The organism is Nostoc sp. (assembly GCF_036917415.1).
In the GTDB taxonomy this organism is placed as follows: Bacteria; Cyanobacteriota; Cyanobacteriia; order Cyanobacteriales; family Nostocaceae; genus Nostoc.
Map to the genome: position 1 here is coordinate 134000 of NZ_JBALDJ010000114.1, position 23231 is coordinate 157230.

Annotated in this window: 22 protein-coding genes and 1 pseudogene; 11 read left to right on the forward strand and 12 right to left on the reverse strand. The window is 43.0% G+C overall.

What is annotated here, in order from left to right:
- Nucleotides 1–150: 150 nt before the first annotated feature.
- The 5 genes and pseudogenes from V7K41_RS25995 to V7K41_RS26015 all read right to left on the reverse strand — a co-directional run bounded on the left by V7K41_RS25995 (nucleotide 151) and on the right by V7K41_RS26015 (nucleotide 6962).
- Complete coding sequence (locus V7K41_RS25995) at nucleotides 151–1227, reverse strand: serine/threonine-protein kinase (protein WP_334852868.1); 1077 nt, start codon at nucleotides 1225–1227, stop codon at nucleotides 151–153.
- Nucleotides 1228–1677: 450 nt separating this feature from the next.
- Nucleotides 1678–2238: a hypothetical protein gene (locus V7K41_RS26000; RefSeq protein ID WP_334852871.1), complete on the reverse strand. Its 561-nt coding sequence runs from the start codon at nucleotides 2236–2238 to the stop codon at nucleotides 1678–1680.
- Between the two features lie 183 nt (nucleotides 2239–2421).
- Nucleotides 2422–3645 (reverse strand): type II secretion system F family protein, encoded by a 1224-nt coding sequence (locus tag V7K41_RS26005; protein ID WP_334852873.1) that lies wholly within the window; start codon nucleotides 3643–3645, stop codon nucleotides 2422–2424.
- Between the two features lie 75 nt (nucleotides 3646–3720).
- Nucleotides 3721–4851: pseudogene (locus tag V7K41_RS26010) on the reverse strand (type IV pilus twitching motility protein PilT); the annotation flags it as partial.
- Between the two features lie 104 nt (nucleotides 4852–4955).
- Nucleotides 4956–6962 carry a GspE/PulE family protein gene (locus V7K41_RS26015; protein ID WP_334852877.1) on the reverse strand — a complete coding sequence of 669 codons (2007 nt, stop codon included), beginning with the start codon at nucleotides 6960–6962 and terminating at the stop codon, nucleotides 4956–4958.
- A 370-nt stretch (nucleotides 6963–7332) separates the two neighbouring features.
- On the opposite strand from V7K41_RS26015, the gene grpE reads away from it, so the two are divergent.
- The 11 genes from grpE to V7K41_RS26070 all read left to right on the forward strand — a co-directional run bounded on the left by grpE (nucleotide 7333) and on the right by V7K41_RS26070 (nucleotide 18267).
- On the forward strand, nucleotides 7333–8079 hold the full coding sequence (gene grpE / locus V7K41_RS26020; protein WP_334852879.1) for a nucleotide exchange factor GrpE: 747 nt from the start codon (nucleotides 7333–7335) through the stop codon (nucleotides 8077–8079).
- Nucleotides 8080–8307: 228 nt separating this feature from the next.
- Nucleotides 8308–10266 (forward strand): molecular chaperone DnaK, encoded by a 1959-nt coding sequence (gene dnaK / locus V7K41_RS26025; RefSeq protein ID WP_334852881.1) that lies wholly within the window; start codon nucleotides 8308–8310, stop codon nucleotides 10264–10266.
- Between the two features lie 723 nt (nucleotides 10267–10989).
- Complete coding sequence (dnaJ, locus tag V7K41_RS26030) at nucleotides 10990–12117, forward strand: molecular chaperone DnaJ (protein WP_292860576.1); 1128 nt, start codon at nucleotides 10990–10992, stop codon at nucleotides 12115–12117.
- Entirely contained in the window at nucleotides 12117–12374 is a 258-nt protein-coding gene (locus tag V7K41_RS26035; RefSeq protein WP_104909240.1) for a sulfurtransferase TusA family protein, read from the forward strand. The genes dnaJ and V7K41_RS26035 overlap by 1 nt, the downstream gene beginning before the upstream one ends.
- On the forward strand, nucleotides 12371–13486 hold the full coding sequence (gene rsgA, locus V7K41_RS26040; protein WP_334852884.1) for a small ribosomal subunit biogenesis GTPase RsgA: 1116 nt from the start codon (nucleotides 12371–12373) through the stop codon (nucleotides 13484–13486). The genes V7K41_RS26035 and rsgA overlap by 4 nt, the downstream gene beginning before the upstream one ends.
- A gap of 92 nt (nucleotides 13487–13578) precedes the next feature.
- Complete coding sequence (locus tag V7K41_RS26045) at nucleotides 13579–14319, forward strand: Uma2 family endonuclease (protein ID WP_334852886.1); 741 nt, start codon at nucleotides 13579–13581, stop codon at nucleotides 14317–14319.
- Nucleotides 14320–14362: 43 nt separating this feature from the next.
- Nucleotides 14363–14932 (forward strand): Uma2 family endonuclease, encoded by a 570-nt coding sequence (locus tag V7K41_RS26050; RefSeq protein ID WP_334852888.1) that lies wholly within the window; start codon nucleotides 14363–14365, stop codon nucleotides 14930–14932.
- Between the two features lie 73 nt (nucleotides 14933–15005).
- Complete coding sequence (locus V7K41_RS26055; protein ID WP_334852890.1) at nucleotides 15006–15803, forward strand: winged helix-turn-helix domain-containing protein; 798 nt, start codon at nucleotides 15006–15008, stop codon at nucleotides 15801–15803.
- Nucleotides 15804–16234: 431 nt separating this feature from the next.
- Nucleotides 16235–17824, forward strand: coding sequence for a glycoside hydrolase family 57 protein (locus V7K41_RS26060; protein ID WP_334852891.1), 1590 nt, complete (start codon nucleotides 16235–16237; stop codon nucleotides 17822–17824).
- An 82-nt stretch (nucleotides 17825–17906) separates the two neighbouring features.
- On the forward strand, nucleotides 17907–18086 hold the full coding sequence (locus V7K41_RS26065; RefSeq protein ID WP_442943288.1) for a DUF6888 family protein: 180 nt from the start codon (nucleotides 17907–17909) through the stop codon (nucleotides 18084–18086).
- Nucleotides 18070–18267, forward strand: a complete 198-nt coding sequence (locus tag V7K41_RS26070; protein ID WP_104901093.1) for a DUF6887 family protein — start codon at nucleotides 18070–18072, stop codon at nucleotides 18265–18267. Before V7K41_RS26065 ends, V7K41_RS26070 begins: the two co-directional genes overlap by 17 nt.
- A 143-nt stretch (nucleotides 18268–18410) precedes the next feature.
- Here V7K41_RS26070 and V7K41_RS26075 read toward each other — a convergent pair whose 3' ends face one another.
- The 7 genes from V7K41_RS26075 to petC all read right to left on the reverse strand — a co-directional run bounded on the left by V7K41_RS26075 (nucleotide 18411) and on the right by petC (nucleotide 23073).
- A complete protein-coding gene (locus V7K41_RS26075) occupies nucleotides 18411–19097 on the reverse strand; it encodes a Uma2 family endonuclease (RefSeq protein ID WP_334852896.1) in 687 nt (228 codons plus the stop codon).
- Between the two features lie 243 nt (nucleotides 19098–19340).
- Nucleotides 19341–20063, reverse strand: coding sequence for an RNA ligase family protein (locus V7K41_RS26080; RefSeq protein ID WP_334852897.1), 723 nt, complete (start codon nucleotides 20061–20063; stop codon nucleotides 19341–19343).
- A 134-nt stretch (nucleotides 20064–20197) separates the two neighbouring features.
- The gene (locus tag V7K41_RS26085; RefSeq protein ID WP_334853207.1) at nucleotides 20198–20377 is read right to left on the reverse strand and encodes a cupin domain-containing protein; all 180 of its coding nucleotides are present in this window, start codon (nucleotides 20375–20377) and stop codon (nucleotides 20198–20200) included.
- Nucleotides 20378–20503: 126 nt separating this feature from the next.
- Nucleotides 20504–20860, reverse strand: a complete 357-nt coding sequence (locus V7K41_RS26090) for a hypothetical protein (protein ID WP_334852899.1) — start codon at nucleotides 20858–20860, stop codon at nucleotides 20504–20506.
- 45 nt (nucleotides 20861–20905) lie between these two features.
- On the reverse strand, nucleotides 20906–21175 hold the full coding sequence (locus tag V7K41_RS26095; RefSeq protein ID WP_334852900.1) for a GIY-YIG nuclease family protein: 270 nt from the start codon (nucleotides 21173–21175) through the stop codon (nucleotides 20906–20908).
- 258 nt (nucleotides 21176–21433) lie between these two features.
- A complete protein-coding gene (petA, locus tag V7K41_RS26100) occupies nucleotides 21434–22435 on the reverse strand; it encodes a cytochrome f (protein WP_334853208.1) in 1002 nt (333 codons plus the stop codon).
- Nucleotides 22436–22533: 98 nt separating this feature from the next.
- Nucleotides 22534–23073: a cytochrome b6-f complex iron-sulfur subunit gene (gene petC / locus V7K41_RS26105; RefSeq protein WP_334852902.1), complete on the reverse strand. Its 540-nt coding sequence runs from the start codon at nucleotides 23071–23073 to the stop codon at nucleotides 22534–22536.
- Nucleotides 23074–23231 lie beyond the last annotated feature (158 nt).

The following is a 23231-nucleotide window of genomic DNA, read 5'->3' on the forward strand; positions in this document are numbered from 1 at the left end:
ATTTTAAATTGCCCATAATTAATTATTCATTTGATACTTTAGCTAAAAAAGGCTGCAACTTACAGCAGATTTCAAGTTAGTGAGGTACACAACGATTCGTCTGTTACTCAGGGATAAAGCGTGTTTTACTCCTGAATTCTGCTGTATGGGCTATCTTGTTTCCTTGAATCTTGCTCTCCATTTCCGAATGGCACTAGCAGTTCTGGCTACAGGTGGCATATATACATCATAATTTTCGTGTTGTGTAATTTCATGTTGTGTAATTTTGTTTTGTGTAATTTCGTGTTGTGTAATACTTTTATTATTTAATTTTTGGGTAGTTAGACAGTTAGCCAAAGTAGGTGAATAACTTTCACTACTTAAAGCTTTTATCACTTCATCAGCAGTCTTAAACCGCTCCTCTAAGGTGATTTTCACCATTTTTCCTAAAATCTGGGCGAAACTGTTGCTGATATTTACCTGTTTTTGCCAAAATATTTCACCAGTATTTGGGTTGTAGTCCAATTCTAAAGGACTTTTAGCAGTCAACATATAAATACAAGTTACACCCAATGCATAAATATCACTGGCATAAACTGGATGTAGAGAAAACTGTTCTGGTGGTGCAAATCCCCTAGTCCCGATAAAGTTGGTCTTTGCAGCTTGATTGATTGAGTTTTCACAAGCATCAACTAATTTCTCTTTCACCGCACCAAAATCAATCAGCACTATGCGCCCATCATATTCACACCGTAATAAATTCTGGGGCTTAATATCCCGATGAATCACATGATGTTTATGAAGATACTGTAATACAGGTAATAATTCCTGTAAGAACTGCTTAACCAAGGCTTCACTTTTGGACCCAGTTTGCCGCACTTCTCGCGCCAAAGTCAAACCTGGCACATATTCTTGAATTAAAAAAAACTCCCCATTCGCCTGAAAGTAGTCTAATAGCATGGGAATTTGCGAATGACTACCGAGTTGTCCCAAAGTTCTTGCTTCTTTTTCAAAGCGCATACATGCCTTTTGCCAACTTTGGGGAGTAGTTACTTTTGGACAAAGTTGTTTAATGACACACAGTGGATTCCCAGGTAATACGGCATTTTTGGCTAAAAATGTCACACCAAAACCACCTCTACCCAAAATTTGCAGTATTTCATAGCGACCGCGAAATAGCCGTTTAGAACCACACATCTGAATCAACTGAGTTTGTTGTGAAATGCTCTCTTGAGAAAAACGATTCATTAGTACAAAATATCTTTAAATGTCTCTAAATTCTATGACAATTATTTATTGACAACAGTAAGATTACTGAATCTTTGCTAAATCCTCATTACTCTTCAAAAAGTAAAAATAAATCTTTGTAAAGCTAGCCCTTTTAAGATGTTGGATTGCAAGCTAATTTGTAGTTTGGTTAAGAGAGGTGAAAATCTTTTTGGTGGATACTTATAGAGGTTCCTATTCAGATGTGGTACACAACGTTATATCGCAATGTGTAGGGATATAACATACGTATTACTACGGATGCATGAAAATTCACATAAAAAACCCTTCTAGTTTAGGAAGGGGGGATGGCGTAGCCGAGGGGTAAATATATGCAGTTTCACAAAGAAACGGTATTAACTCGCTTAGTAGATTTATAGGGACGCAAGGACTTGCACTCTGATGATGAGATGTTTTTTTTGCTATAAGTTTCTAAGCTGGTGGAGTTTGTGAAGAGAAAATATCTGTGAGATTCTCCTCAACAAGCAAATCTGGTGTTTGCATAATAAATGGTAGTTCGGCTCCCACAAGCCCTCTTTGGATGCGTTCTAAAGTCTCACTAAAAACGACAAACAGAGGATATATAGTATTAGCTCCCTCACTCAAAATATGACTGTGACGCAGAGGCATCAACCACTCATAATCATTGTCCAGGCAAACTTGGGTTTGTCGCCAACGTCCTAACAAATCAGAAAAGTCTTCGTGAGCGCGATGAATAAAGACTAAAATTTCTGCTCCAGTTTTGATTTTCCACTCTGGATCGCACATCAAAATTGCCACATCACAGGGTAAGCAAATCGTTTGTGAGGCTGTTGTAGCAGTATTGCGAAGCCGGACAATTGGCAAAGGTATAGTGATGAGACTTTCATCTGGACGGCGCAGACTGGGAATCATCTCCAAGTATGGCCGATATTGCTTTAATAAGGCGATCGCAGCTAGATGATTGCTATACTCTGCCAAACTCGCTTCGTACTGAGATTTTTGCACAGTCATAGTTTATTAAATAGTTAGGAGTAGAGACGCGATTAATGAGCCAGCGCGTTGCGGGGGTTCCCCCCGTTGTAGCGACTGGCGTCGCGTCTGTACAGGAGTTAAGAATAAAATTAATCAGTGAGGAGCTAAAAGCTAGGAATTAAAACTTTTATTCCTAACTTATAACTATTAACTATTAATCCTTTATCCCAGCTTTTCAAATACCGCAAACATAGGCAGATACATCGCTAGCAAAATGGTTCCAACCATTCCTCCTAAAACTACAATCATCACCGGTTCCAAAATACTAGTCATTGCTTTTACTGCTTGCTCGACTTCATCTTCATAGAAATCGGCAACTTTCATCAACATTCCATCTAATTCTCCAGTTTCTTCTCCGATACTAATCATCTGAATTGCCATAGCTGGAAAAACGGCATCTTTTTGTAAAGCAATGCTAATCATACCTCCTTGTTGAATCTCCATACGGGCTGCATCTATGGCATTAGCAATCACTTGGTTTCCTGATGTATCTCGGACAATTTCTAAGCAAGTTAAAATTGGTACACCTGAACGAGTCAAAGAACCAAAAGTCCGGCTAAAGCGGGCAACTGAAGATTTTTGAATTAAATCACCAAACAATGGCATCTTCAGGGAAAGGCGATCGATTGTGATACGACCAACAGGAGTTTTAGCATATTGTCCATAGGCAAATTTCAATCCTATAAGAATACCTAGAAGTAAGAAAGCACCCGGACTTCTCAAAAATTTACTGGCATCCATCAAGAATTGCGTTAGAGGTGGTAATGAGATTCCAATTTGTGTAAAAATCGTGGCAAATATGGGAATCAGAAAAATAGTCATGCCAAGAAAGATAGCAACTGCAATAAAACCCACAACAGTTGGATAAGACAATGCTGATTTAATTTGGTTTTGTAGACGGGCAACATCTTCTAACAACTTGGCTAAACGATTTAATACTTCGTCTAGAACACCACCAACTTCGCCAGCTTGAATCATACTCACATATAACCCATCAAAGCAGTCAGGATGCTTCCGCATTGCCTCTGAAAGGTTCATTCCGCTTTGAACATCATTGCTAATCTCAACTAGGGCTTGTTTGAGTTTAGTATTACTACACTGTTCAGAAAGTACCCCCAGACTTCTAACGATCGCAACTCCCGCATTCATCAAAACGGCAAATTGACGCGAAAAAACGGCTTTGTCTTTTACAGAAACCTTAACTAAAGAATTCTGAAACTTTTTGAAGGCAACATCTGGCTGAAATCCTTGAGATTGTTTAAGTTCTTGAATTACAAAACCTTGATCTCTGAGATTAGTACGAGCTTGTACCAAGGATTCAGCAACAATTTTTTCTGTTCGGGATTTTCCTTGGGAATCGCGAACACGGGCAACGAAGTTTGGCATAAATAAATTCAAAATTCAAAATTCAAAATATTCAAGGGGATGAAATATTCTTCATCTCCCCTATCCCCAATTCTTTTAATGTGCTTTGGCAGCCACACCGGGTTTAGCACCTGCGGCAGCTTGCGGTGTAGAATTACCAATGAGACGTTGAATTTCATCTGGCTTAGAAGTCTTAGACATTGCCGCTTCAAAAGAAATCGTTCCGGCTTTGTAAAAATCGGCTAAAACCTTTTCCAGAGTTTGCATTCCCAATTTGCCGCCAGTTTGAATCGCTGAGTAAATTTGAGATGTTTTACCTTCTCGAATCAAGTTGGAAATAGCAGGAGTGACAATTAAAATTTCTTGAGCCATCACCCGACCATATTCACCGGGTTTAGGGTTTTTCTTGGACACCAAGGTTTGGCTAAATACCCCCACTAATGAGTTAGACAATTGCACCCGCACTTGGGTTTGTCTTTCATGAGGGAAAACGTCGATAATCCGGTCAACTGTTTGGGCGGCGGAACTGGTGTGTAGCGTGCCAAATACCAAGTGTCCTGTTTCCGCCGCAGAAATCGCCAAAGAAATTGTTTCCAAATCGCGCATTTCCCCCACCAGAATAATATCTGGATCTTCCCGTAGGGCTGCTTTCAAAGCATTAGCAAAACTTTTAGTATCTTCTCCTAGTTGCCGCTGGTGAACCAAACTTTTAATTGGTTCATAGACAAATTCAATTGGATCTTCCACCGTTAAAATATGCTCTGCCTTGGTGCGGTTAATCAAGTCAATCATTGCCGCTAGGGTAGTTGTCTTTCCTGAACCTGTAGGGCCTGTTACAAGAATAAGTCCTCTGGGTTTATCGCACATTTCTCGCACGATATCTGGCAGACCTAATTTTTCAAAGTTAGGAATCTTAGAACTTAATGCCCGTAAGCAAGCCGCATAAGCACCACGCTCTTTATAAACATTGACCCGGAAACGAGCCAAACCTTTGACACCGTAAGAACAATCCAACTCCCACGTCTGCTCTAAGGTTTTACGCTGGGTATTGTTGAGCATACTAAAAATCAGCCTTTGACATTGATCGGCTGTCAATACATGCTCACCTATAGGGGTAAGTTTGCCACTGATGCGGAAGTAGGGAGGCAAACCTGCGGATAAATGCATATCCGAGCCACCCATTTCAATCAACTGCTCCATCAAGTCTTCAATCATCATTTCCATAGTTTTGCTTCCTTTTAATGTTTTTTATTTGTCATTTGTCTTTTGTCCTTTGTCATTTGTTTAAAGTTACTAAGCATCAACTAATGACCAATGACCAATGACTAGTCTTAAAATCGAGGTGTCATACAGTAAGGACAATCCAGCCATTCTTGTTTCAATGTGGCATCGCAACTCCGACAGGTAAGACCAGTCTTGCGTTTGGCTTTTAACTCTGCTTCCAAACCAGTATCAGTAAACGTCACTCGTTCTACTTCTTCTAGAGTGGTGGAACCTTCACGCACTAAGTCCAAACTATAAGCCAGCAAGGTTTTCATGCCCTCTTCTATTGCCACTTCCTTGATGCGTTCGGTGGGTGCATCTTCGTTGATGAGAGTTTGCAGGTTTTCGGTGACTCGCATGACTTCATAAACACCACAACGCCCTTTATAGCCGACCCCATTACATTTTGGGCAAAGATGATTTTTGGTTTTGGCATCTGCGATCGCTTCTAATGTCAAGGTGTTAGCTTTGTAGAAGGTGACTCCCACATCTGAAGAAGCTGATAGACCATAACGAGCTAGTTCCTCGGTTGTGGGAGTGTAGGGAACGCGACATTCAGAACATACACGCCGCACTAGACGTTGAGCTAAAACGCCAATTAGGGAACTAGAAACCATGAAAGGCTCAATCCCCATTTCTCCCAAACGAGCGATCGCACCTGGGGCATCATTGGTATGTAAGGTAGTTAATACCAAGTGACCGGTCAAGGCAGCTTCAATTGCGGTTTTTGCCGTTTCTTTATCCCGCGTTTCACCCACTAGCAGCACATCTGGATCTTGCCGCAAAAAAGCCCGCAATGCGGTAGCAAAATCCAGCCCTTTTTCCCGAATCACCTGTACTTGAGTAATCCCTGGAAGACTGTACTCAATTGGGTCTTCTACAGTACTGATATTAATTCCGGGATCGTTCTTTTCTGAAAGTGCAGAATACAGCGAGGTTGTTTTCCCAGAACCAGTTGGTCCAGTTACCAAAATTAGCCCAAAGGGACGACTTACCATATCCTTAACAATATCCAAAGTCTCTGGATCGGTAATTAACTTATTCAATCCCAGTTGGGTGGAGGAGTTATCCAAAATCCGCAGTACCACTTTTTCCCCGTAGCGACTGGGTAAGGTATTCACCCGAAAGTCCACCTTACGTCCCTCAAACAGCCGCCGGATGCGTCCATCTTGGGGTAAACGACGTTCAGCAATGTCTAGATTGGAGATGATTTTAAATCGGGCTGTCACCGCCGGGATGATTTTTTTTGGCATTGGGGGGAAAGCTTCACGCAGTACGCCATCTTTCCGAAAGCGAATGCGTAAGTTTTCTTCTTGCGGTTCGATATGAATGTCAGAAACGCCCTCATGTAAGGCTTTAGCTAGGATTCTATTAACTAGGTTGATAACTGGGGCATCCTCTGCACCCTTCATCGCTGCCCCTAGATCGGCCTCCATTTCTTCAGGAGCATCCTCAATATCGAGATTCCCAAGATTTTCTAAATCCTGACTAATATCTGTAGAGTTTTCTCGTTCCAGGTGCTTTTGCTTAACAGCCATTTCATCCAAATATTGGTTGATTAGCTGCTGGTAGTCCTCCTGTGTAATCACCATGCGCTGTAACGCCAAGCCTTGGGGGCGCAAGATGCGGTTCAGGTCATCGGAAGCCTCTAGATTATCTGGAGCAACCATCGCCACTAAAACTGAGGGCGGGGTTTGGTCTTCGTGTTTTGACAGTGGTACTAAGCGATGGCGACGGCAGATATCCACTGGGATCAGGGTTTCAATCAGGTTCCCCATCATCGTGTTGCCAACGGAATTGACTTCTGGATCGAGGAATTCAACTCCGTATAGTATTTTCAGTTCAAATAGTTGCTGTTTTTTGTATTGCCTGAGCAACTCAGGTGATAGTTGTTGACCAGTGATTGACTCTAGTACTTCCGTTAGGGGCCTGCCAGATTTGCGGCTTTCAATTAGTGCCTGCCTCATCTGTTCGGTATTGACATAGCCAGATTGCACTAGCTTGTTGCCGAAGGGCGAAAACTCTGTTCTGGTAGTTAGAGCGGTACTGCGCCGTTGTGCTGACGAGTAAGTCATAAATGAGCAATTGAGTAGGGGAAACCTCTGCTTAAAGTATTCCCCTAGTGTGAGATAGAATTCTCATTTACCAAAAAAGTCCTGATTCACGTCGCTTTAGTTTGAATTCAAAATTCAAAATTAAAGATATTTTCAAATTAAGATCGGGGGCGAGTCACCTTCAGCGCTACTATTGCAAACTACTCGTTCGGGTTCCCGCCTTAGTGGCGTCTGGGCTAACGTGTTCACCATTTGTCACAATAAGAGGACGGTTACATCACTTTCAGGAACTTGTCGGCAATAAAATCAGCCTCAGTTGCAAGTCGTGGATGACGACGGTTGCAAGCTGTAGAGATACACTGCCATAAATAGGATCTGGAATGAGTAGACAATGATCGATGAAAATAAACAGATAAACAATACAAGCCAGCAATTGGGTGAACCAACAGAGGTAAAGCAAGCAATGAAGAGTGACTCCCCAGCCCACATTAATTTCAATGAATCTGGTAGCGAGGTGACAGAGCAAGTGGCAGCCCAAACAAATATATCAGGCAATACTGCTGTCAATTCAGAAAATAGCGTTGCAGCAACTGAGAAAACTGAAGTAGAAAGGGCAGCTTTGGCAGAACTGACTCAACAAATCGAGTCCGTCAAAACGCAACTGGAAGAGCGTAGTACTCAATATATGCGGATTGCCGCTGATTTTGAGAATTACCGGAAACGCACTAGCAAAGAAAAAGAAGACCTAGAGTTGCAGGTGAAGCGGAATACGATTTTGGAATTGCTGCCAGTGGTCGATAATTTTGAGCGGGCGCGATCGCACCTCAAACCGCAGTCTGATGGCGAAATGACCATGCACAAAAGTTACCAAGGCGTTTACAAACAATTAGTAGATAGCCTGAAGCGCTTGGGTGTATCACCAATGCGTCCCGAAGGTCAAGAATTCGATCCTAACCTGCACGAAGCAGTAATGCGGGAACCTACGGATGAACATCCTGAAGGAACAGTGTTAGAAGAGTTAGTGCGCGGATATTACTTGGGCGATCGCGTGCTACGCCATGCAATGGTCAAAGTAGCTGCTCCCAAGGAAGATACACCTTTTGCACCAGAAGATCAGTCGAGTTCAGCCAGCAGTTAAGCTGTAGTCGCTCGCCTCGCTGACCTCAAGTGCCTGGGTTATAGCAAGGACGAGCATCGCGTACCTAAAACTTGGACAAGGCTTTGGATAACTCTGTTGTGTTTCAACTTCTTTCTTGCTACCAGCAACAGGGGTTCCACAGACGTTATCCGCTAGCCTTTGTTCTTAGCAAAAAAGTTAGTCCGCGACATATTACAGCAGAAATATTCAGTAAAAATACTGGCAAATATGGGAAAAGTTATTGGGATCGACTTAGGCACTACTAACAGTTGCGTCGCAGTTTTGGAGGGTGGTCAACCACTTGTGATCTCCAATTCTGAAGGGGGACGAACTACTCCAAGTATTGTGGGATTTGGGAAGAGTGGCGATCGCTTGGTTGGTCAATTGGCAAAGCGCCAAGCCGTAACTAATGCCGAAAACACAATTTACAGTATTAAACGATTTATCGGGCGGCGTTGGGAAGACACTGAAGTAGAACGCGATCGCGTCCCCTACAACTGTGTCAAAGGTAGAGACGAAACCGTTGATGTCCAAATTCGCTCAAAAAACTACACGCCCCAAGAATTATCTGCGATGATCCTGCAAAAACTCAAGCAGGATGCGGAAAACTTTTTGGGTGAGGAGGTCACTCAAGCAGTGATCACCGTACCAGCATATTTCACAGATGCCCAAAGACAAGCAACTAAAGATGCTGGCACGATTGCTGGACTAGAAGTCCTGCGAATCATTAATGAACCAACAGCTGCGGCTTTAGCTTTCGGATTGGAAAAGCAAGACCAAGAGCAGCTAATTTTAGTATTTGACTTGGGAGGCGGTACCTTCGACGTATCGATCCTGCAACTTGGGGATGGCGTTTTTGAAGTGAAGGCGACTTGTGGTAACAACCACTTGGGGGGAGACGACTTTGATAATGCGATCGTCCTTTGGATGATAGAACGCTTCCAGCAACAAGAGAAAATCGACCTTTCCCAAGACAAGATGGCATTGCAACGCCTGCGAGAAGCAGCCGAAAAGGCCAAAATTGAACTCTCCAGTATGGTCAATACCTCCATCAACTTGCCCTTTATCACAGCTGATGACACCGGGCCAAAGCATTTGGAGATGGAACTCAGTCGCTCGAAATTTGAAGAACTCGCTGCGAAATTAATTGAAGCGACCATTGAACCAATGATTCAAGCGCTCAAAGATGCGGATCTAAAACCACAATCCATAGATCGGATTATTTTGGTAGGTGGTTCTACGCGTATTCCCGCAGTCCAAAACGCGCTAATTAAGTTTTTCAACGGCAAAGCTCCCGATCGCTCCATCAACCCTGATGAAGCCGTAGCATTAGGAGCAGCTATTCAAGCAGGTGTGTTGGGTGGTGAAGTCGATAATCTCTTACTACTGGATGTCACCCCTCTATCCTTGGGAATTGAAACTTTGGGTGAAGTGTTCACTAAAATCATTGAACGCAATACCACAATTCCTACAAGTCGGTCACAAGTTTTTTCTACAGCCGTTGATGGACAAACCTCGGTGGAAATTCACATCCTCCAAGGTGAACGGGCAATGTCACGAGATAACAAGAGTCTTGGCAAGTTTCTATTAGCAGGAATTCCCCCATCGCCCCGAGGTGTGCCGCAAATTGAAGTATCCTTTGAAATCGATGTCAACGGCATCCTGAAGGTTTCTGCCCAAGACAAAGGTACAGGTAGAGAACAGAGTATCAGGATTACCAATACAGGTGGTTTGAGTAACAACGAAGTCGAACGGATGCGCCAAGAGGCAGAACTTTTTGCCGAAGAAGATAGAAGACGTAAAGAACTGGTTGAACTCAAAAACCAAGCAGATAATTTGTTGTTCAGTTATGAATCCACCATAAAGGATAATAGCAACTTTATCGGCGACCAGATGAAAACCTTGGCCAGTGAAAAAGTTGCACAACTCCAAGCTGCAATGATTGACTCCAGCATTTCCACAATGGAATTTAAGCAGCGCTTAGACGACTTCCAACAAACCTTGTTTGCAATTGGTGCTGATGTCTACAATCGAGCTAACAGCCAAAGTGATGAGATTGAGGAGCGTTCATCTGGTCACTTTACCCCAGAAGTAGACTCACCAATGAATGGCACGCTAATACCACAATTCAACTTTGATTTTGACGAAGAAAGTACTGCTCAGGCTGATTATGAGGCGATAGATTAGGGACTGGGGATTGGGGACTGGGGATTGGGGATTGGGGATTGGGGACTAGGAACTGGGAAAGAAGGAGGAAAGCAGAGCGAAAATGCCTCTGAACCCTTCTCCACTACACCTCTAACCCTTCAGACATTGCCCAGTCCCCAGTCACTAGTCCCCAGTCCCTACTCCCCTAAGTTGCAAATTTTTATTAAGATATTTTAATATATCTAAATATTTAGATTTAGCGAAGTTTCACAAGACCCCAGCGGTTTGCTAGATTGTAGAAGCAAATTACTTTGGGCTAGGCAATGTGCAAGTTCAGAGCCAATCCAAAGCATAAGGGTGGTTTTCCACACCTAATGGTGCGGCTAGCCCCTCTGGTTGATGGGCGAGTTTTCCTCTCCTACGTAGCACAATTGTAAAAGAGACAGCCGACTCGGCAGTGAGAAGTCTGAGCAAAGGCTTACAACCAGCTCCTAACTTCTATAGCTTTTGTCGTCTCCCACGAGGAAAGCACCTGTTGCTCAAGATTTGTCGGTGATTTTTGTAAAAGGTAAAGGGTAAAATCAGTTATTAACAAAAATTAATTTTATCTTCTGCCTGCCCTCCGGCAAGCTGCCCTCTAAAGGATAATGTCTTGCTCTTACATATCTGTAGGCAAAACACTTAATCCATAGGGTAGCAAGTGACCGTGAATAACGTTCTACTGACTTCTGCTTTCTTCCTTCTAACTTTTACCTTTGCTATATGGCCCGCGACTATTATGAAATCCTGGGTGTCTCTCGTGACACTGACAAAGAAGAAATCAAACAAGCCTATCGCCGTCTAGCCCGGAAGTATCACCCAGATGTGAACAAAGAACCGGGGGCGGAGGATCGCTTTAAAGAAATTAACCGCGCTTATGAGGTACTCTCAGAACCCGAAACCCGCGCTCGTTACGATCGCTTTGGTCCAGAAGGTGTATCTGGTGCTGGCGCGGGCTTTCAAGATGTCGGCGATATGGGTGGTTTTGCCGATATCTTTGAAAGCATTTTTAGTGGCTTTGCTGGCGGTATGGGTAATCCCACGCAACAAAGACGACGCAGTGGGCCTGCGAGGGGTGATGACCTGCGGCTAGACCTGAAGTTAGACTTTCGGGAAGCGATATTTGGCGGCGAAAAAGAAATTCGCATTTCCCATCTAGAAAATTGTGAAGTTTGTAGCGGTTCTGGTGCTAAACCTGGAACCCGCCCTCGGACTTGTTCGACTTGTGGCGGTTCGGCTCAAGTACGGCGTGTGACTAGAACACCCTTTGGCAGTTTCACCCAAGTCTCGACTTGTCCCACCTGTAATGGAACAGGGATGGTAATTGAAGATAAGTGTGACGCGTGTGACGGTAAGGGCGCAAATCAAGTCACAAAGAAACTCAAAATCACCATTCCAGCAGGGGTGGATAATGGCACACGTTTGCGGATTTCTAGTGAAGGAGATGCTGGTCAACGTAGTGGCCCTCCTGGTGATTTATACGTTTACTTGTTCGTTAATGAGGACGAGGAATTTCAACGCGATGGGATTAATATTCTCTCGGAAATCAAAGTTAGCTACCTGCAAGCGATTTTAGGTTGTCGGTTAGAGGTAGATACAGTAGATGGGCCAGTAGAACTAATCATTCCAGCTGGAACTCAGCCGAATACAGTGATGAAGTTGGAAAACCGTGGTGTACCCCGCTTGGGTAATCCCGTAAGTCGTGGGGACCACATGCTGAACGTATTAATTGATATTCCCAATAAAGTCACCCCAGAGGAGAGGGAACTGCTGGAGAAGCTAGCTAAAATTAAGGGGGATCGGACTGGTAAAGGCGGTCTAGAAGGATTTTTGGGAAATTTATTTAAGTGATGATGCCCTCTTCTGTTTCAACTCCCGATGCTCAACTTGATTTACGCGGCACCCCTTGCCCGATTAATTTCGTGCGGACAAAACTACGTCTGGAGAAAATGCCATTGGGAGGTTTGCTAGAAGTCTGGCTAGACCCTGGTGAGCCGATTGAGCAGGTTCCTGATAGTTTGACAATGGCAGGTTATCAGGTGGAACAAATTACAGACTGCACTAATTATTTTTCTCTGTTAGTGCGCCGTCCAGTTGCTGGCCAATGACAGGGGAAAATTTTGCCGCAACTGGACAGTTATTGGGTACGGTGGTGGCTGTACAGGCTAATTTTTACCGAGTACAGCTAGATCGAGAGGATGGAGAGCAGAGGAGCAAGGGAGCAGAGGCAAAACTGAATTTAAATGCCCCTTTGCCCTCGCCTCCCCTCCTGCTTTGTACCCGAAGAACACGTCTGAAAAAAATCGGACAACAGGTGATGGTAGGCGATCGCGTTGTGGTAGAAGAGCCAGATTGGGCTGGGGGACGCGGTGCAATCGCTGATGTTCTACCCCGTCAAAGCGAATTAGATCGTCCGGCGATCGCCAATGTCAACCAAATTTTATTAGTATTTGCCGTAGCCGATCCACCTTTGGAACCTTATCAGTTGAGTCGGTTTCTGATTAAAGCTGAGTCTACTGGCTTAGAAGTGCTTTTATGCTTGAATAAAAGTGATTTAATTTCACCGCAAGAACAACAACAAGTTAGCGATCGCCTGCTCGGTTGGGGCTATGAACCAATATTTATCAGCGTCAAAGATGGTATAAATACCGACCAAGCAGCCAAATATTTGAGCAATAAAATTACCGTAATCGCTGGACCTTCTGGTGTCGGTAAATCCAGCCTGATTAATACGCTAATTGACTCTCTTGAGCTGCGAGTTGGAGAAGTTTCTGGTAAACTAGCTCGTGGTCGTCATACCACTCGTCATATAGAATTATTTGAGTTACCTAGCGGTGGTTTACTGGCAGATACTCCCGGCTTTAATCAGCCAGATATGGATTGTATCCCAGAAGAATTAATCCATTATTTCCCAGAAGCAAGAAAGCGGTTAGCAGTTGCTAGCTGTCGGTTTAGTGATTGTCTGCATCGAGACGAGCCTGAGTGTGTGGTGCGGGGAAACTGGGAACGATATGAACATTATTTAGAATTTTTGGACGCGGCGATCGCTCATCAAACACAGCTATACCAACAAGCCGATCCAGAATCTACCATGAAGTTAAAAAGCAAAGGCAAAGGGCAGAGTCAATACGAACCCAAGTTAGAAAGTAAAAAATATCGCCGGATTTCCCGAAAGACTCAGTTACAGGACTTGCAAGAGTTATATCGGGATGAGGAATAAGGAGTGCGATGTCTACGACGAGTTGCGGCTACGCATTCATAATGCAAAGGTTGGTCACGATAGCATAGATACAAACAGAAAAAGTATCTTGTATGTCTCAGCCCATTGCCAACACCCCTAGTTTACAAGCTGTCACTGAGAGTATAATTTTCCCACCAGGTGATATCTATAGTGACGAACCCCCCTTGGAATCTGATTTACACCGCGAACAAATTGATTTACTCATTCGCCTGATCAAATGGTGGTGGCGCGATCGTGAAAATTTTTATGCTACCGGCAACCTGACAATCTATTTCAGTCCCAACCAGAAAAAGTCAGAAGAATTTCGAGGCCCTGATTTCTTTGTGGTTTTAGATACAGAGAAAAAAGACCGTAAAAGCTGGGTTGTGTGGCAAGAAGACGGCAAATACCCCAATGTGATTATTGAGCTATTATCTAATTCCACTGCCTCAGTTGATAAAGGTTTGAAAAAGCAAATTTACCAGAATACATTTCGCACTCCAGATTACTTTTGGTTTGACCCAAATAACCTAGAATTACAGGGATTTCACTTAGTTGATGGGCAATATCAAGACCTTGCACCCACTGAGTCGGGTTGGTTGTGGAGTCAGCAATTAGGGCTGTATTTGGCAGTAGATTTGGGCAAATTACGCTTCTTTACACCAGATGGACAGTTGGTGATGTTGCCAGAGGAAGAATCAAACCAACAATTAGAGCAGGTAAATCAACAGTTAGAACAAGTAAACCAACAATTAGAACAAGAACGTCAACGGGCTGCAATATTGGCAGAACGCTTGCGAGACGCAGGTATTGATCCTGAGCAAATATTCTAAAAATAGAATTTTATCTCTAAACTAGGTATAGGAAAATAATGCTATGAACCAAACAATATCTAATAAAGTCCGTTGGACAACCTCAGACTTAGAATTACTTGCAACTGACGAATGGAAGCGGTATGAGATTATTGACGGAGAACTATTTGTGACTAGAGCGCCTCACTGGAAACATCAAGGCACTGCGGGCAATATATGCTTAGAATTACAAATTTGGTCTCGCTCTAGTGGGCTAGGGGAAACCCGTCAAACTCCCGGTATAATTTTTACAGATGCCGATAATGTTATACCCGACGTAGTTTGGATTAGTCATGAGCGTTTAGCACAGCTGCTAGATGACGAAGGGCATTTGAGAGGAGCGCCAGAACTCATTGTGGAAGTGCTTTCTCCTGGGAAAACTAACGAACGTAGAGATCGAGAAGCCAAGCTAAAACTATATTCATCCACAGGAGTCCAAGAATATTGGATTGCAAATTGGCAATTACAGCAGCTAGAAGTTTATCGCCGAGAAGCTGCCCAATTAAAACTGATCGCAACCTTGTTGGCTGATGACGAAATCACATCACCACTGTTAACAGGTTTCGGCGTTCGAGTTCAGCGTTTTTTTGGATAATTCTAGCGTTGGCGTAGCCCGCCGTAGGCATCGCCGATCAAAAAATAGTAGGGGTAGTCATACACATCACGAAATGAATTTGATCAACATAGAGATAAAAGGGTCAAATCTACAAATTGAAAAATTTATTAGGAAACTGACAGAAAATAGTTCGGGTGCATTAGTTTTTACAGTGACTAGAATTCCTTGTAGTGGAGAAATAATTCAACTCGGTACTCCAGATTTGCGAACAGAATTTTTTAGGGTAACTGGAGTGATCCACTATACTTTCCCCAGCTCGTCTAGTTCATGGGGGTGTATTACTGTTGAGCCTTGTAATTTGTTTTCACGACTATCTGATGAAGATGAATATCTTGAAGTTGTGGATGAGGATGAAGATTTTGAACTTCTGGATGAGGATGAATATCTTGAAGTTGTGGATGAGGATGAATATCTTGAAGTTGTGGATGAGGATGAATATCTTGAAGTTGTGGATGAATTCGATCTTGACGACGGTAGTTTGCCAAGTCCAAGTCAACGTCGTTATTTTAGACGAATACCTCGTGGAATTTGCACTCCTGAAGAAGCTTACAAACTTCCAATATTAAAAGCTCTCGACGAGTTAGGTGGTTTGGCCAGAACCAAAGATGTACTAGCGCTAGTTAAAAAATTGATGAAAGGAGTTTTAAATAAAACAGATTATCTAGAGTATAAGTATAAAAATATAACAGGTGTTTATACTGTCGTAGAACCTCGTTGGCAAAAAAGAACAAAATGGGTTCGTTACAAATTGATGAAAGAAGGACTTGTAAAGAGTGATTCCCGACGCGGAGTTTGGGAAATTAGTGAAGCTGGATACCAGTATCTTGCTGAACATGAAAATAGTAATTAGTAGATACATTCCAACTTCGCTGCTTTTACGCCATGCACCAAAAAAGTTGAGAAATATACTTGTCACAACTTTAAGTCATGTACATCTAGTAGGTACTAGAGATTAGGATTGATAATTTGGTTAGAGATGAACAGTTAACATGACGTGAGTTCGATGCACAGGATTTTGACCTCACCCCCAGCCCCTCTCCTAACAGGAGAGGGTAGCAAAAAGCCTAATTTTTCGTTGCTCTTCCCTCTCAAAAGCAGAAGAGGAAGGCTGGGAGGGAGAGGTCTGTCGAACTCACGTTAACATGAAGCAGCTGCCTAAGCGTTCCTTTTATGTGAAAAGTTGACACTTGTATCTTCACGATCCCCATAAAGTCTTAAAATATTGTTAATTTCAGCCAAACCTCTCGACCTTCAACTTACAAGTATCACCCCAAAATCACTATGGCTATCGGCTACGTCGCGCTTGTACTCCACGCACATCTACCCTTCGTTCGTCACCCGGAAAGTGACTACGTGCTGGAGGAAGAATGGCTCTATGAAGCCATCACAGAAACCTACATCCCCTTATTGAAAGTATTTGAAGGCTTAAAGCGAGACGGTATCGACTTTAAAATCACGATGAGTATGACACCCCCTCTAGTGTCGATGCTTCGCGATCCTCTGCTTCAAGAACGCTATGAAGCACACTTAGCTCAACTAGAAGAACTTATACAACTAGAAGCAGAACATAATGTCAACAACGGGCATCTTCGTTATTTAGCCGAACATTACGCGACTGAGTTTAGTGAAGCGCGTCAGCTATGGGAACGCTACGACGGTGACTTGGTGACAGCTTTTAAGAAGTTCCAAGACAGTAACAACCTGGAAATCATCACTTGCGGCGCTACTCACGGATATTTACCGTTGATGAAAATGTATCCACAAGCTGTGTGGGCGCAAATTCAGGTAGCCTGCGAACATTATGAGCAAAGCTTTGGACAAGCACCCAGAGGCATTTGGTTGCCGGAATGTGCCTACTATGAAGGTTTAGAGCGGATGCTAGCTGATGCTGGGTTACGCTACTTCCTCACTGATGGGCATGGCATCCTTTATGCCCGTCCCCGGCCGCGCTTTGGTACTTATGCCCCAATTTATACAGAAACTGGTGTTGCTGTCTTTGGTCGAGATCATGAATCTTCACAACAGGTATGGTCTTCTGAGGTAGGCTATCCTGGGGCAGCGGAATATCGGGAATTTTACAAAGATTTGGGCTGGGAAGCAGAATATGAGTACATCAAGCCCTATATTATGCCCAATGGTCAACGGAAAAACACGGGCATTAAGTATCACAAAATTACGGGGCGTGGCTTAGGGCTGTCAGATAAGGCACTTTACGATCCTTATTGGGCTAGAGAAAAGGCCGCAGAACACGCTGCTAACTTTATGTATAACCGAGAGCGGCAATCTGAGCATCTCTATGGTATAATGCAACGCCCACCAATTATCGTTTCGCCTTATGACGCAGAGTTATTTGGACATTGGTGGTATGAAGGTCCTTGGTTCATCGATTACCTATTCCGCAAGTCGTGGTATGACCAAGGAACATATCGAATGACCCATTTAGCAGACTATTTGCGCGAGCAGCCGACCCAGCAAGTTTGTCGTCCTTCGCAGTCGAGTTGGGGTTTCAAGGGTTTCCACGAGTATTGGTTGAATGAGACGAATGCGTGGGTTTATCCGCATTTGCACAAAGCTGCTGAACGGATGATTGAAATCTCGCACCTGGAACCAGAAGATGAGTTGGGGTGGAAAGCCTTGAACCAAGCAGCGCGAGAATTGTTATTAGCACAATCTTCCGACTGGGCATTTATTATGCGGACGGGAACGATGGTACCCTATGCAGTTAGACGGACGCGATCGCACCTGATGCGGTTCAATAAGCTCTACGAAGATGTGAAAATCGGCAAAGTTGACAGTGGTTGGTTAGAAAAAGTCGAGTTAATGGATAATATCTTCCCGGAAATTAACTATCGCGTCTACCGTCCGCTATAGTCTTCACAAAAAGTAATCAACAGCAGTAAGGTGGGCATTGCTCACCTTATATTAGTAGTGAGGAGCGTTTATTTTACCAACAATAGAGCTAGCCTTAGCCTGTGTAAGGGTTTGTCAAATGCTGTCAAATCTTTATAAAGACATCCGCTTATTTCGATTTGACGATAAAACCGAACAGGTTTACATCCTGGCTGGAGATGAACTTCAAGTTATCGTTTTGAGTAATGGTATTTGGGATTTTGTCAATGAACCCGAATTATGAGCAAATGAGTTTTACAGAGTTGAGAACTTATGTCGTGGAAAACCGCGAAGATATTGAAGCTCTACGTTTTTTGATGAGCAAACGCGATCCTAATTCTAAAGGCTATCCTATGCCTGTTACTGAAGCTGATATGCAAGCCCAGATGGAAATCATCAGGCGTAAGATTAACGGAGAGCTTTAAGATTATAGCCGTAGTCACACAGGTTAGGACATTTTGAAAGCATAAAAGCTAGGAATAGTAATACTTTTACCTCCTGCCTCCTGCCTCCTGCTATATTATCCAACTTCAGTAAGCAAGAGTAGGGTGGGTGTTATTTATCCACCTTAAAGGCTATCTGGATCAATATTTAATTCTCGAAGTTTAGCAGCTAATTTTTGCGCTTTCTCTTCTGCGGCTTGTCGTGCAGATGCTTCCTCTTCATGAGTTAGCAGCGTTTGACTAGTATTTGGATTGTAAAAACGCAGTTTTCCTGCTTCCAGGCGTAACTCTAGCCCCAAAACTTCACTGGGTAAAGAAACTGTACCATCTGGCAGGGTATTAGTTGCCACTGGAAAATAATTGCCATCGACCAAGTGTAAACCTTGGAGTTGGGGATTGAGATAATCGTCTGTGGGGTCATATTGGAAATATTCACGCACTCCCAGAAAGGCGTAAATTCCTTTTTTTGCACCTTGGTCTTTGCTGCGGGTGGTTTTTGAGGTAATCTCTAAAACAAAATCTGGGGTTTGATTATTTTCTTCCCAGGTTTTGTAAGAGCGTCTGTCACCGTTTTCCACTCCAAACACCACAAATACATCTGGGGCTACAACTGATTCTGGATAACCTTTTTCATAGTAAATAAATAGATTACCAGCGACGTATACATCTGGGTGATTTTGGAAATAAATCCGTAGCGCATTTCTTGCATAAGTCAAGTAACTGCACTGGATATCACCTTCAGCCATCGGCTTACCGTCCTCATCTGGGTACTCAATTGGGGTAACGGGGATATATTCTACTGAGGCTGTCATGAGTAGTACCTCAACTCAACTAAGGCTAGATTAAATTTAGCATCTGAATTCTTTAGTCAAACTGACATCTCATATCATGTCCGGTTAAACAATTGTCATTGCGTTCGCCCTTGGCGTTCCCGAAGGGTACGAAGTGTTCGCGGAGCGTCTCCAAGAGTTGCAATCCCAAAAGCCTTGCGATTGCTTCGTTCCACTTCGTTGCACTCGCAATGACATATCACAAGTAATTTGCCGGACACTATATCACTGACTGCGACATTTGGCAGCATGGCGTTCATAATCTTCAAATCTTAGCTTTGCGATCGCACTTCTAGAAATTGTTCTAGCAACAATTCCCTCTGCTCGACCCTTTGCACCTTCATCAAGAGCAACATTAGTTTTAGGAATTATCTTTTTGAGAAATTCGTGTGTTTCCTGGATACTTACAGGCATTGCAGGAATTGTTGTAATTCGTGGTGTTAGTTCAAATCCATAATCAATTGCTGCTAACTTAAGTTCTTCTTCGTTGAGAAACACCTGACCTCCATTGTCACGCCATGCTGCCAATTGCTGTACAACCTTAGTGAATAAAATTTCAATATCTGTAATAACTGCAATATCAAATAATCGCCAATTGACATTTTGTTGTGCCGTGTATTGTTTACTTGCAGCACTGATTTTGCCACCATAGAGTTCGAGATATGCAACAGTGATGCTGTTTTGTGCTTGAGGCAGTGAATCTGCAACGCCTTTGAGAGCGTCTACAATACCAAGTGCAGGATTGCCAATGAGATCGCCTTTAGCAAACAGTAACTCTTCTCTGCTACCTAAAACAAAGTTTCCGTCGGGTAGGAGAATGATCCGAGAATTAGTGCCATCTACCTTTTCAGTGAGGATTACTTCACCATCAAACTTAACCGTTTCTTCTAGTAAAGTACCCTTATCTCCTAGATAGTGATAGGTAGAGATACTGGGGTATTTAGTCATTGAGTTAAGCTTCTTTAGATCGCAACTTCGTAGCGAAAAGTTATAGCTCATTATTGAAAAATGTACTTTAAATATTACAATTGTATTGTTAAAAGATTAATTTCGCTGGGTTAGATTTTTTTAATAATTAGAGGTTAGCTAACCAAAACCCGATCGCCATGACTGGGAGGCTGTGAAATTACCAAAAATTCCAAATCACAGTCGCTTTCATTGAGCATCTGATGAGGAATATTAGGCGGAACTTCTACACCTTTGTGTTGATAAAGCACTTGGCGGGAACCATCAATTTCTAAGGTTGCTTTTCCAGATAATATAAAGAAAAACTAGTAAGTATAAAGGTGCTGGTGAGTGGCTGCAAGTAACTTTTGCATCTCACCCAATATTTCCCTTTAGTCCGCTCCAACCGATTATTATATGCCTGGTTTAGGAACAAGTTAAAACTAACGAGAGCGATGTTGATCAAGTTTGCCTCCTTCCTCCCATTCATACGCTATCTGCTTACAGGCTTCACTGGTGAATAAAGGTGCACCAGTCATTATTAAATCGTAATCATGTAATTCATTAAGAAAACGATGGACATTTATATCAATAGGATCAGTAGTTGGAAACATTTTTCCACCATTAGCCCCAAAAATTGAAAGATCCATTCGTTCGATAATTTGATCCCTTGCTTTTGGATAAGTTAGTCGAGTAACTTCTAGGAAAGATACATCGGTCAACTGAACAATTGCTATAAAAACGATATTTGGCTTTAAATAATTTTTGTACTTCTGTTCAATGCTCGGTAGAATATCCACTCGATTTGACGGAGCTACGTCACTAATTCTGTAAGCCGCTGCAGTTTATTGAAGAACACGAATAGCTTCACGAACAGGGACTCGAAAAAATTCTCGATCTTGACTGGTGCGGTAAACTGCAAACCTACTGTGCAAAATATTTTCAACAACTTCACAGTCCGATACTAACTCCTCATAAACCACAATAAAAGGTGTTGGAACTCCAGTAGTTTGTAGTTGTTTTGCCCTAAGCTCAGAAGTTTTTTCTGTTCGCCCAATTTTGACTTGATCGGGAAACGATGGATTGACTAGAACGTAGACGAAACCTTGAGCCATAGTATGTGATGATAAAGTGCTGAAACTATAGGTGCAATCCTATTATTTTTGGGATTCACAAGAATCTAGCTTAATGCCTACTTTAACTTAGCCATCCTATCAATAGATTTTTTAACACTTCATTTTTTGATTAAATTCTTTTTGAAAAAGGTCTATTTTATTTGTGTTTTTAAAGCATAATTTTCTCGGCTTCATGTAAATAACGTTAAAAAAGACAGGCTTATTGCCTGTCTCGTAAGTAATGATTTAGCAAAGAATTTAGAAATTCATCTCAGCAGCTTGAACTTTCTCAACCTGCTTCTTCTTCAGCACCAGCATAACTTGAGCCAACATTACAAGAGCGATAAACGCAATCATCCATTTGACTCTAGAGGCGTCTTGCAATACGATTTCTGTATCATGTTGACCGAATCCGCCAACGTTTGGGTTGCTGGTTAAAGCATCACCAGTCTTAACTGCTTGCCCTTCGGAAACAAGCAGTTCTGGCCCTAAAGGAATCGTATCAACGACAACATTACCCGATTCAGGTTGGATGTTGACTAGATATTTAACGTTACCATCTCCATCTTCCTCTTTAGCAATTTTGGTAATTGTGCCAGTAGCGGAAGCGTTGTAAACATTGTTGTTGCTCTTTTCGCCAGTGGGAAAAACTTGTCCGCGTCCCCGATTACCACCTACGTGAACTGAATATTTACCAAAGTGGATGTTTTTGTCGGTTGCGGGGTTGGGAGAAAGAACTGGGAAGACGATTTCCTGATACTGTTCGCCGGGTAAAGGGCCGACGATGACGACGTTATCTTTGTCTTCGCTGTAGGGTTGGAAGAAAGTGTCGCCAACTTCTTCTTTAAGTTCCTCGGAAAGACGGTCTTCAGGAGCAATCTTAAAGCCTTCGGGTAGCATCAGTACTGCACCGACGTTCAAGCCAACTTTAGAACCATCAGCACCAACCTGCTGGGCGCTTAGATCGTAGGGGATTTTCACCACAGCTTTGAATACAGTGTCAGGTAGCACCGATTGAGGAACTTCTACTTCTGTAACCTTGGCTGCGAGGTGACAGTTGGCACAAACAATCCGCCCGGTTGGTTCGCGGGGGGTTTCGGGATAGGTTTGCTGTGCCCAAAAGGGATAGGCGGCAGCTGATTGGGGAAGTGCTAGATCGCTGGTGAAGTAAAATGTCACAGTAGCGATCGCTATGAGCAATGTTTTTACAATCGCTCTAGCACTGCGAGTTAATCTCGCTGTTAGAAAAACATTTCTCATCTCTATAAGGGCGACAATTGAATTAGTCATTAGTCATTGGTCATTAGTCATTAGTCATTAAGCCCTGAACAAAGGACAAATGACTAAGGACAAAATTATTAACCCCACCAAGGTGCATCACCTGTGCGGAAGTCGGTTTCAGTCCAAGGGGTTAAGACGATTTTGTCGTCGTTTACTTTGGTATGGGCTAAAGCCAGAGACAGAGGTGCTGGGCCCCGAACAACCTTACCAGTCTCGTCATACTGGGAACCATGACAAGGACATTTAAATTTGTTCTCAGCAACGTTCCAGGGGACGACACAACCTAAGTGGGTGCAGATGGCGTTAATGCCATAATCTTTGATCGCCTCTTTGCTGTCTACCACAATATAGGTCGGATCTCCCTTCAGTCCTTGAACTAGGTTGCGATCGCCTGCATTCCGGTTTTCTAGAAATTTAGCGACGCTAACATCGTTACCTAACTCGTCTTTTGCCGTTACACCGCCACCTGCGCCACCTGCTGCTGGTGGAATAAAGTACTTGACAACGGGATACAATGCACCCAGAGCTACTCCAGTGACAGTTCCAAAAGTGAGCAGATTCATGAACTGACGACGCCCCATATCGGGCACGTCTGCTGATTCAGAAAATTGAGCCATAATCTACGCGCTCTTTGTGTATTTTGTTAAGCATTTTGACAAAAGTACTAGTACTTGAGCAACTTTTGTCTAAGTCGAAATGCTAGCGCTCGCAACGATGCCATACTTCTTTGTTCCAAGATATATTTAGCATCTTTTCTGTTAGCATTACATTTCTT

Bases quoted from the DNA above. Each gene is read 5' to 3' on its own strand.
- V7K41_RS25995 (WP_334852868.1), bottom strand. From the start codon at position 1,227: ATGAATCGTTTTTCTCAAGAGAGCATTTCACAACAAACTCAGTTGATT.
- V7K41_RS26000 (WP_334852871.1), bottom strand. From the start codon at position 2,238: ATGACTGTGCAAAAATCTCAGTACGAAGCGAGTTTGGCAGAGTATAGC.
- V7K41_RS26005 (WP_334852873.1), bottom strand. From the start codon at position 3,645: ATGCCAAACTTCGTTGCCCGTGTTCGCGATTCCCAAGGAAAATCCCGA.
- V7K41_RS26015 (WP_334852877.1), bottom strand. From the start codon at position 6,962: ATGACTTACTCGTCAGCACAACGGCGCAGTACCGCTCTAACTACCAGA.
- grpE (WP_334852879.1), top strand. From the start codon at position 7,333: ATGATCGATGAAAATAAACAGATAAACAATACAAGCCAGCAATTGGGT.
- dnaK (WP_334852881.1), top strand. From the start codon at position 8,308: ATGGGAAAAGTTATTGGGATCGACTTAGGCACTACTAACAGTTGCGTC.
- dnaJ (WP_292860576.1), top strand. From the start codon at position 10,990: ATGGCCCGCGACTATTATGAAATCCTGGGTGTCTCTCGTGACACTGAC.
- V7K41_RS26035 (WP_104909240.1), top strand. From the start codon at position 12,117: ATGATGCCCTCTTCTGTTTCAACTCCCGATGCTCAACTTGATTTACGC.
- rsgA (WP_334852884.1), top strand. From the start codon at position 12,371: ATGACAGGGGAAAATTTTGCCGCAACTGGACAGTTATTGGGTACGGTG.
- V7K41_RS26045 (WP_334852886.1), top strand. From the start codon at position 13,579: ATGTCTCAGCCCATTGCCAACACCCCTAGTTTACAAGCTGTCACTGAG.
- V7K41_RS26050 (WP_334852888.1), top strand. From the start codon at position 14,363: ATGAACCAAACAATATCTAATAAAGTCCGTTGGACAACCTCAGACTTA.
- V7K41_RS26055 (WP_334852890.1), top strand. From the start codon at position 15,006: ATGAATTTGATCAACATAGAGATAAAAGGGTCAAATCTACAAATTGAA.
- V7K41_RS26060 (WP_334852891.1), top strand. From the start codon at position 16,235: ATGGCTATCGGCTACGTCGCGCTTGTACTCCACGCACATCTACCCTTC.
- V7K41_RS26070 (WP_104901093.1), top strand. From the start codon at position 18,070: ATGAACCCGAATTATGAGCAAATGAGTTTTACAGAGTTGAGAACTTAT.
- V7K41_RS26075 (WP_334852896.1), bottom strand. From the start codon at position 19,097: ATGACAGCCTCAGTAGAATATATCCCCGTTACCCCAATTGAGTACCCA.
- V7K41_RS26080 (WP_334852897.1), bottom strand. From the start codon at position 20,063: ATGACTAAATACCCCAGTATCTCTACCTATCACTATCTAGGAGATAAG.
- V7K41_RS26095 (WP_334852900.1), bottom strand. From the start codon at position 21,175: ATGGCTCAAGGTTTCGTCTACGTTCTAGTCAATCCATCGTTTCCCGAT.
- petA (WP_334853208.1), bottom strand. From the start codon at position 22,435: ATGAGAAATGTTTTTCTAACAGCGAGATTAACTCGCAGTGCTAGAGCG.
- petC (WP_334852902.1), bottom strand. From the start codon at position 23,073: ATGGCTCAATTTTCTGAATCAGCAGACGTGCCCGATATGGGGCGTCGT.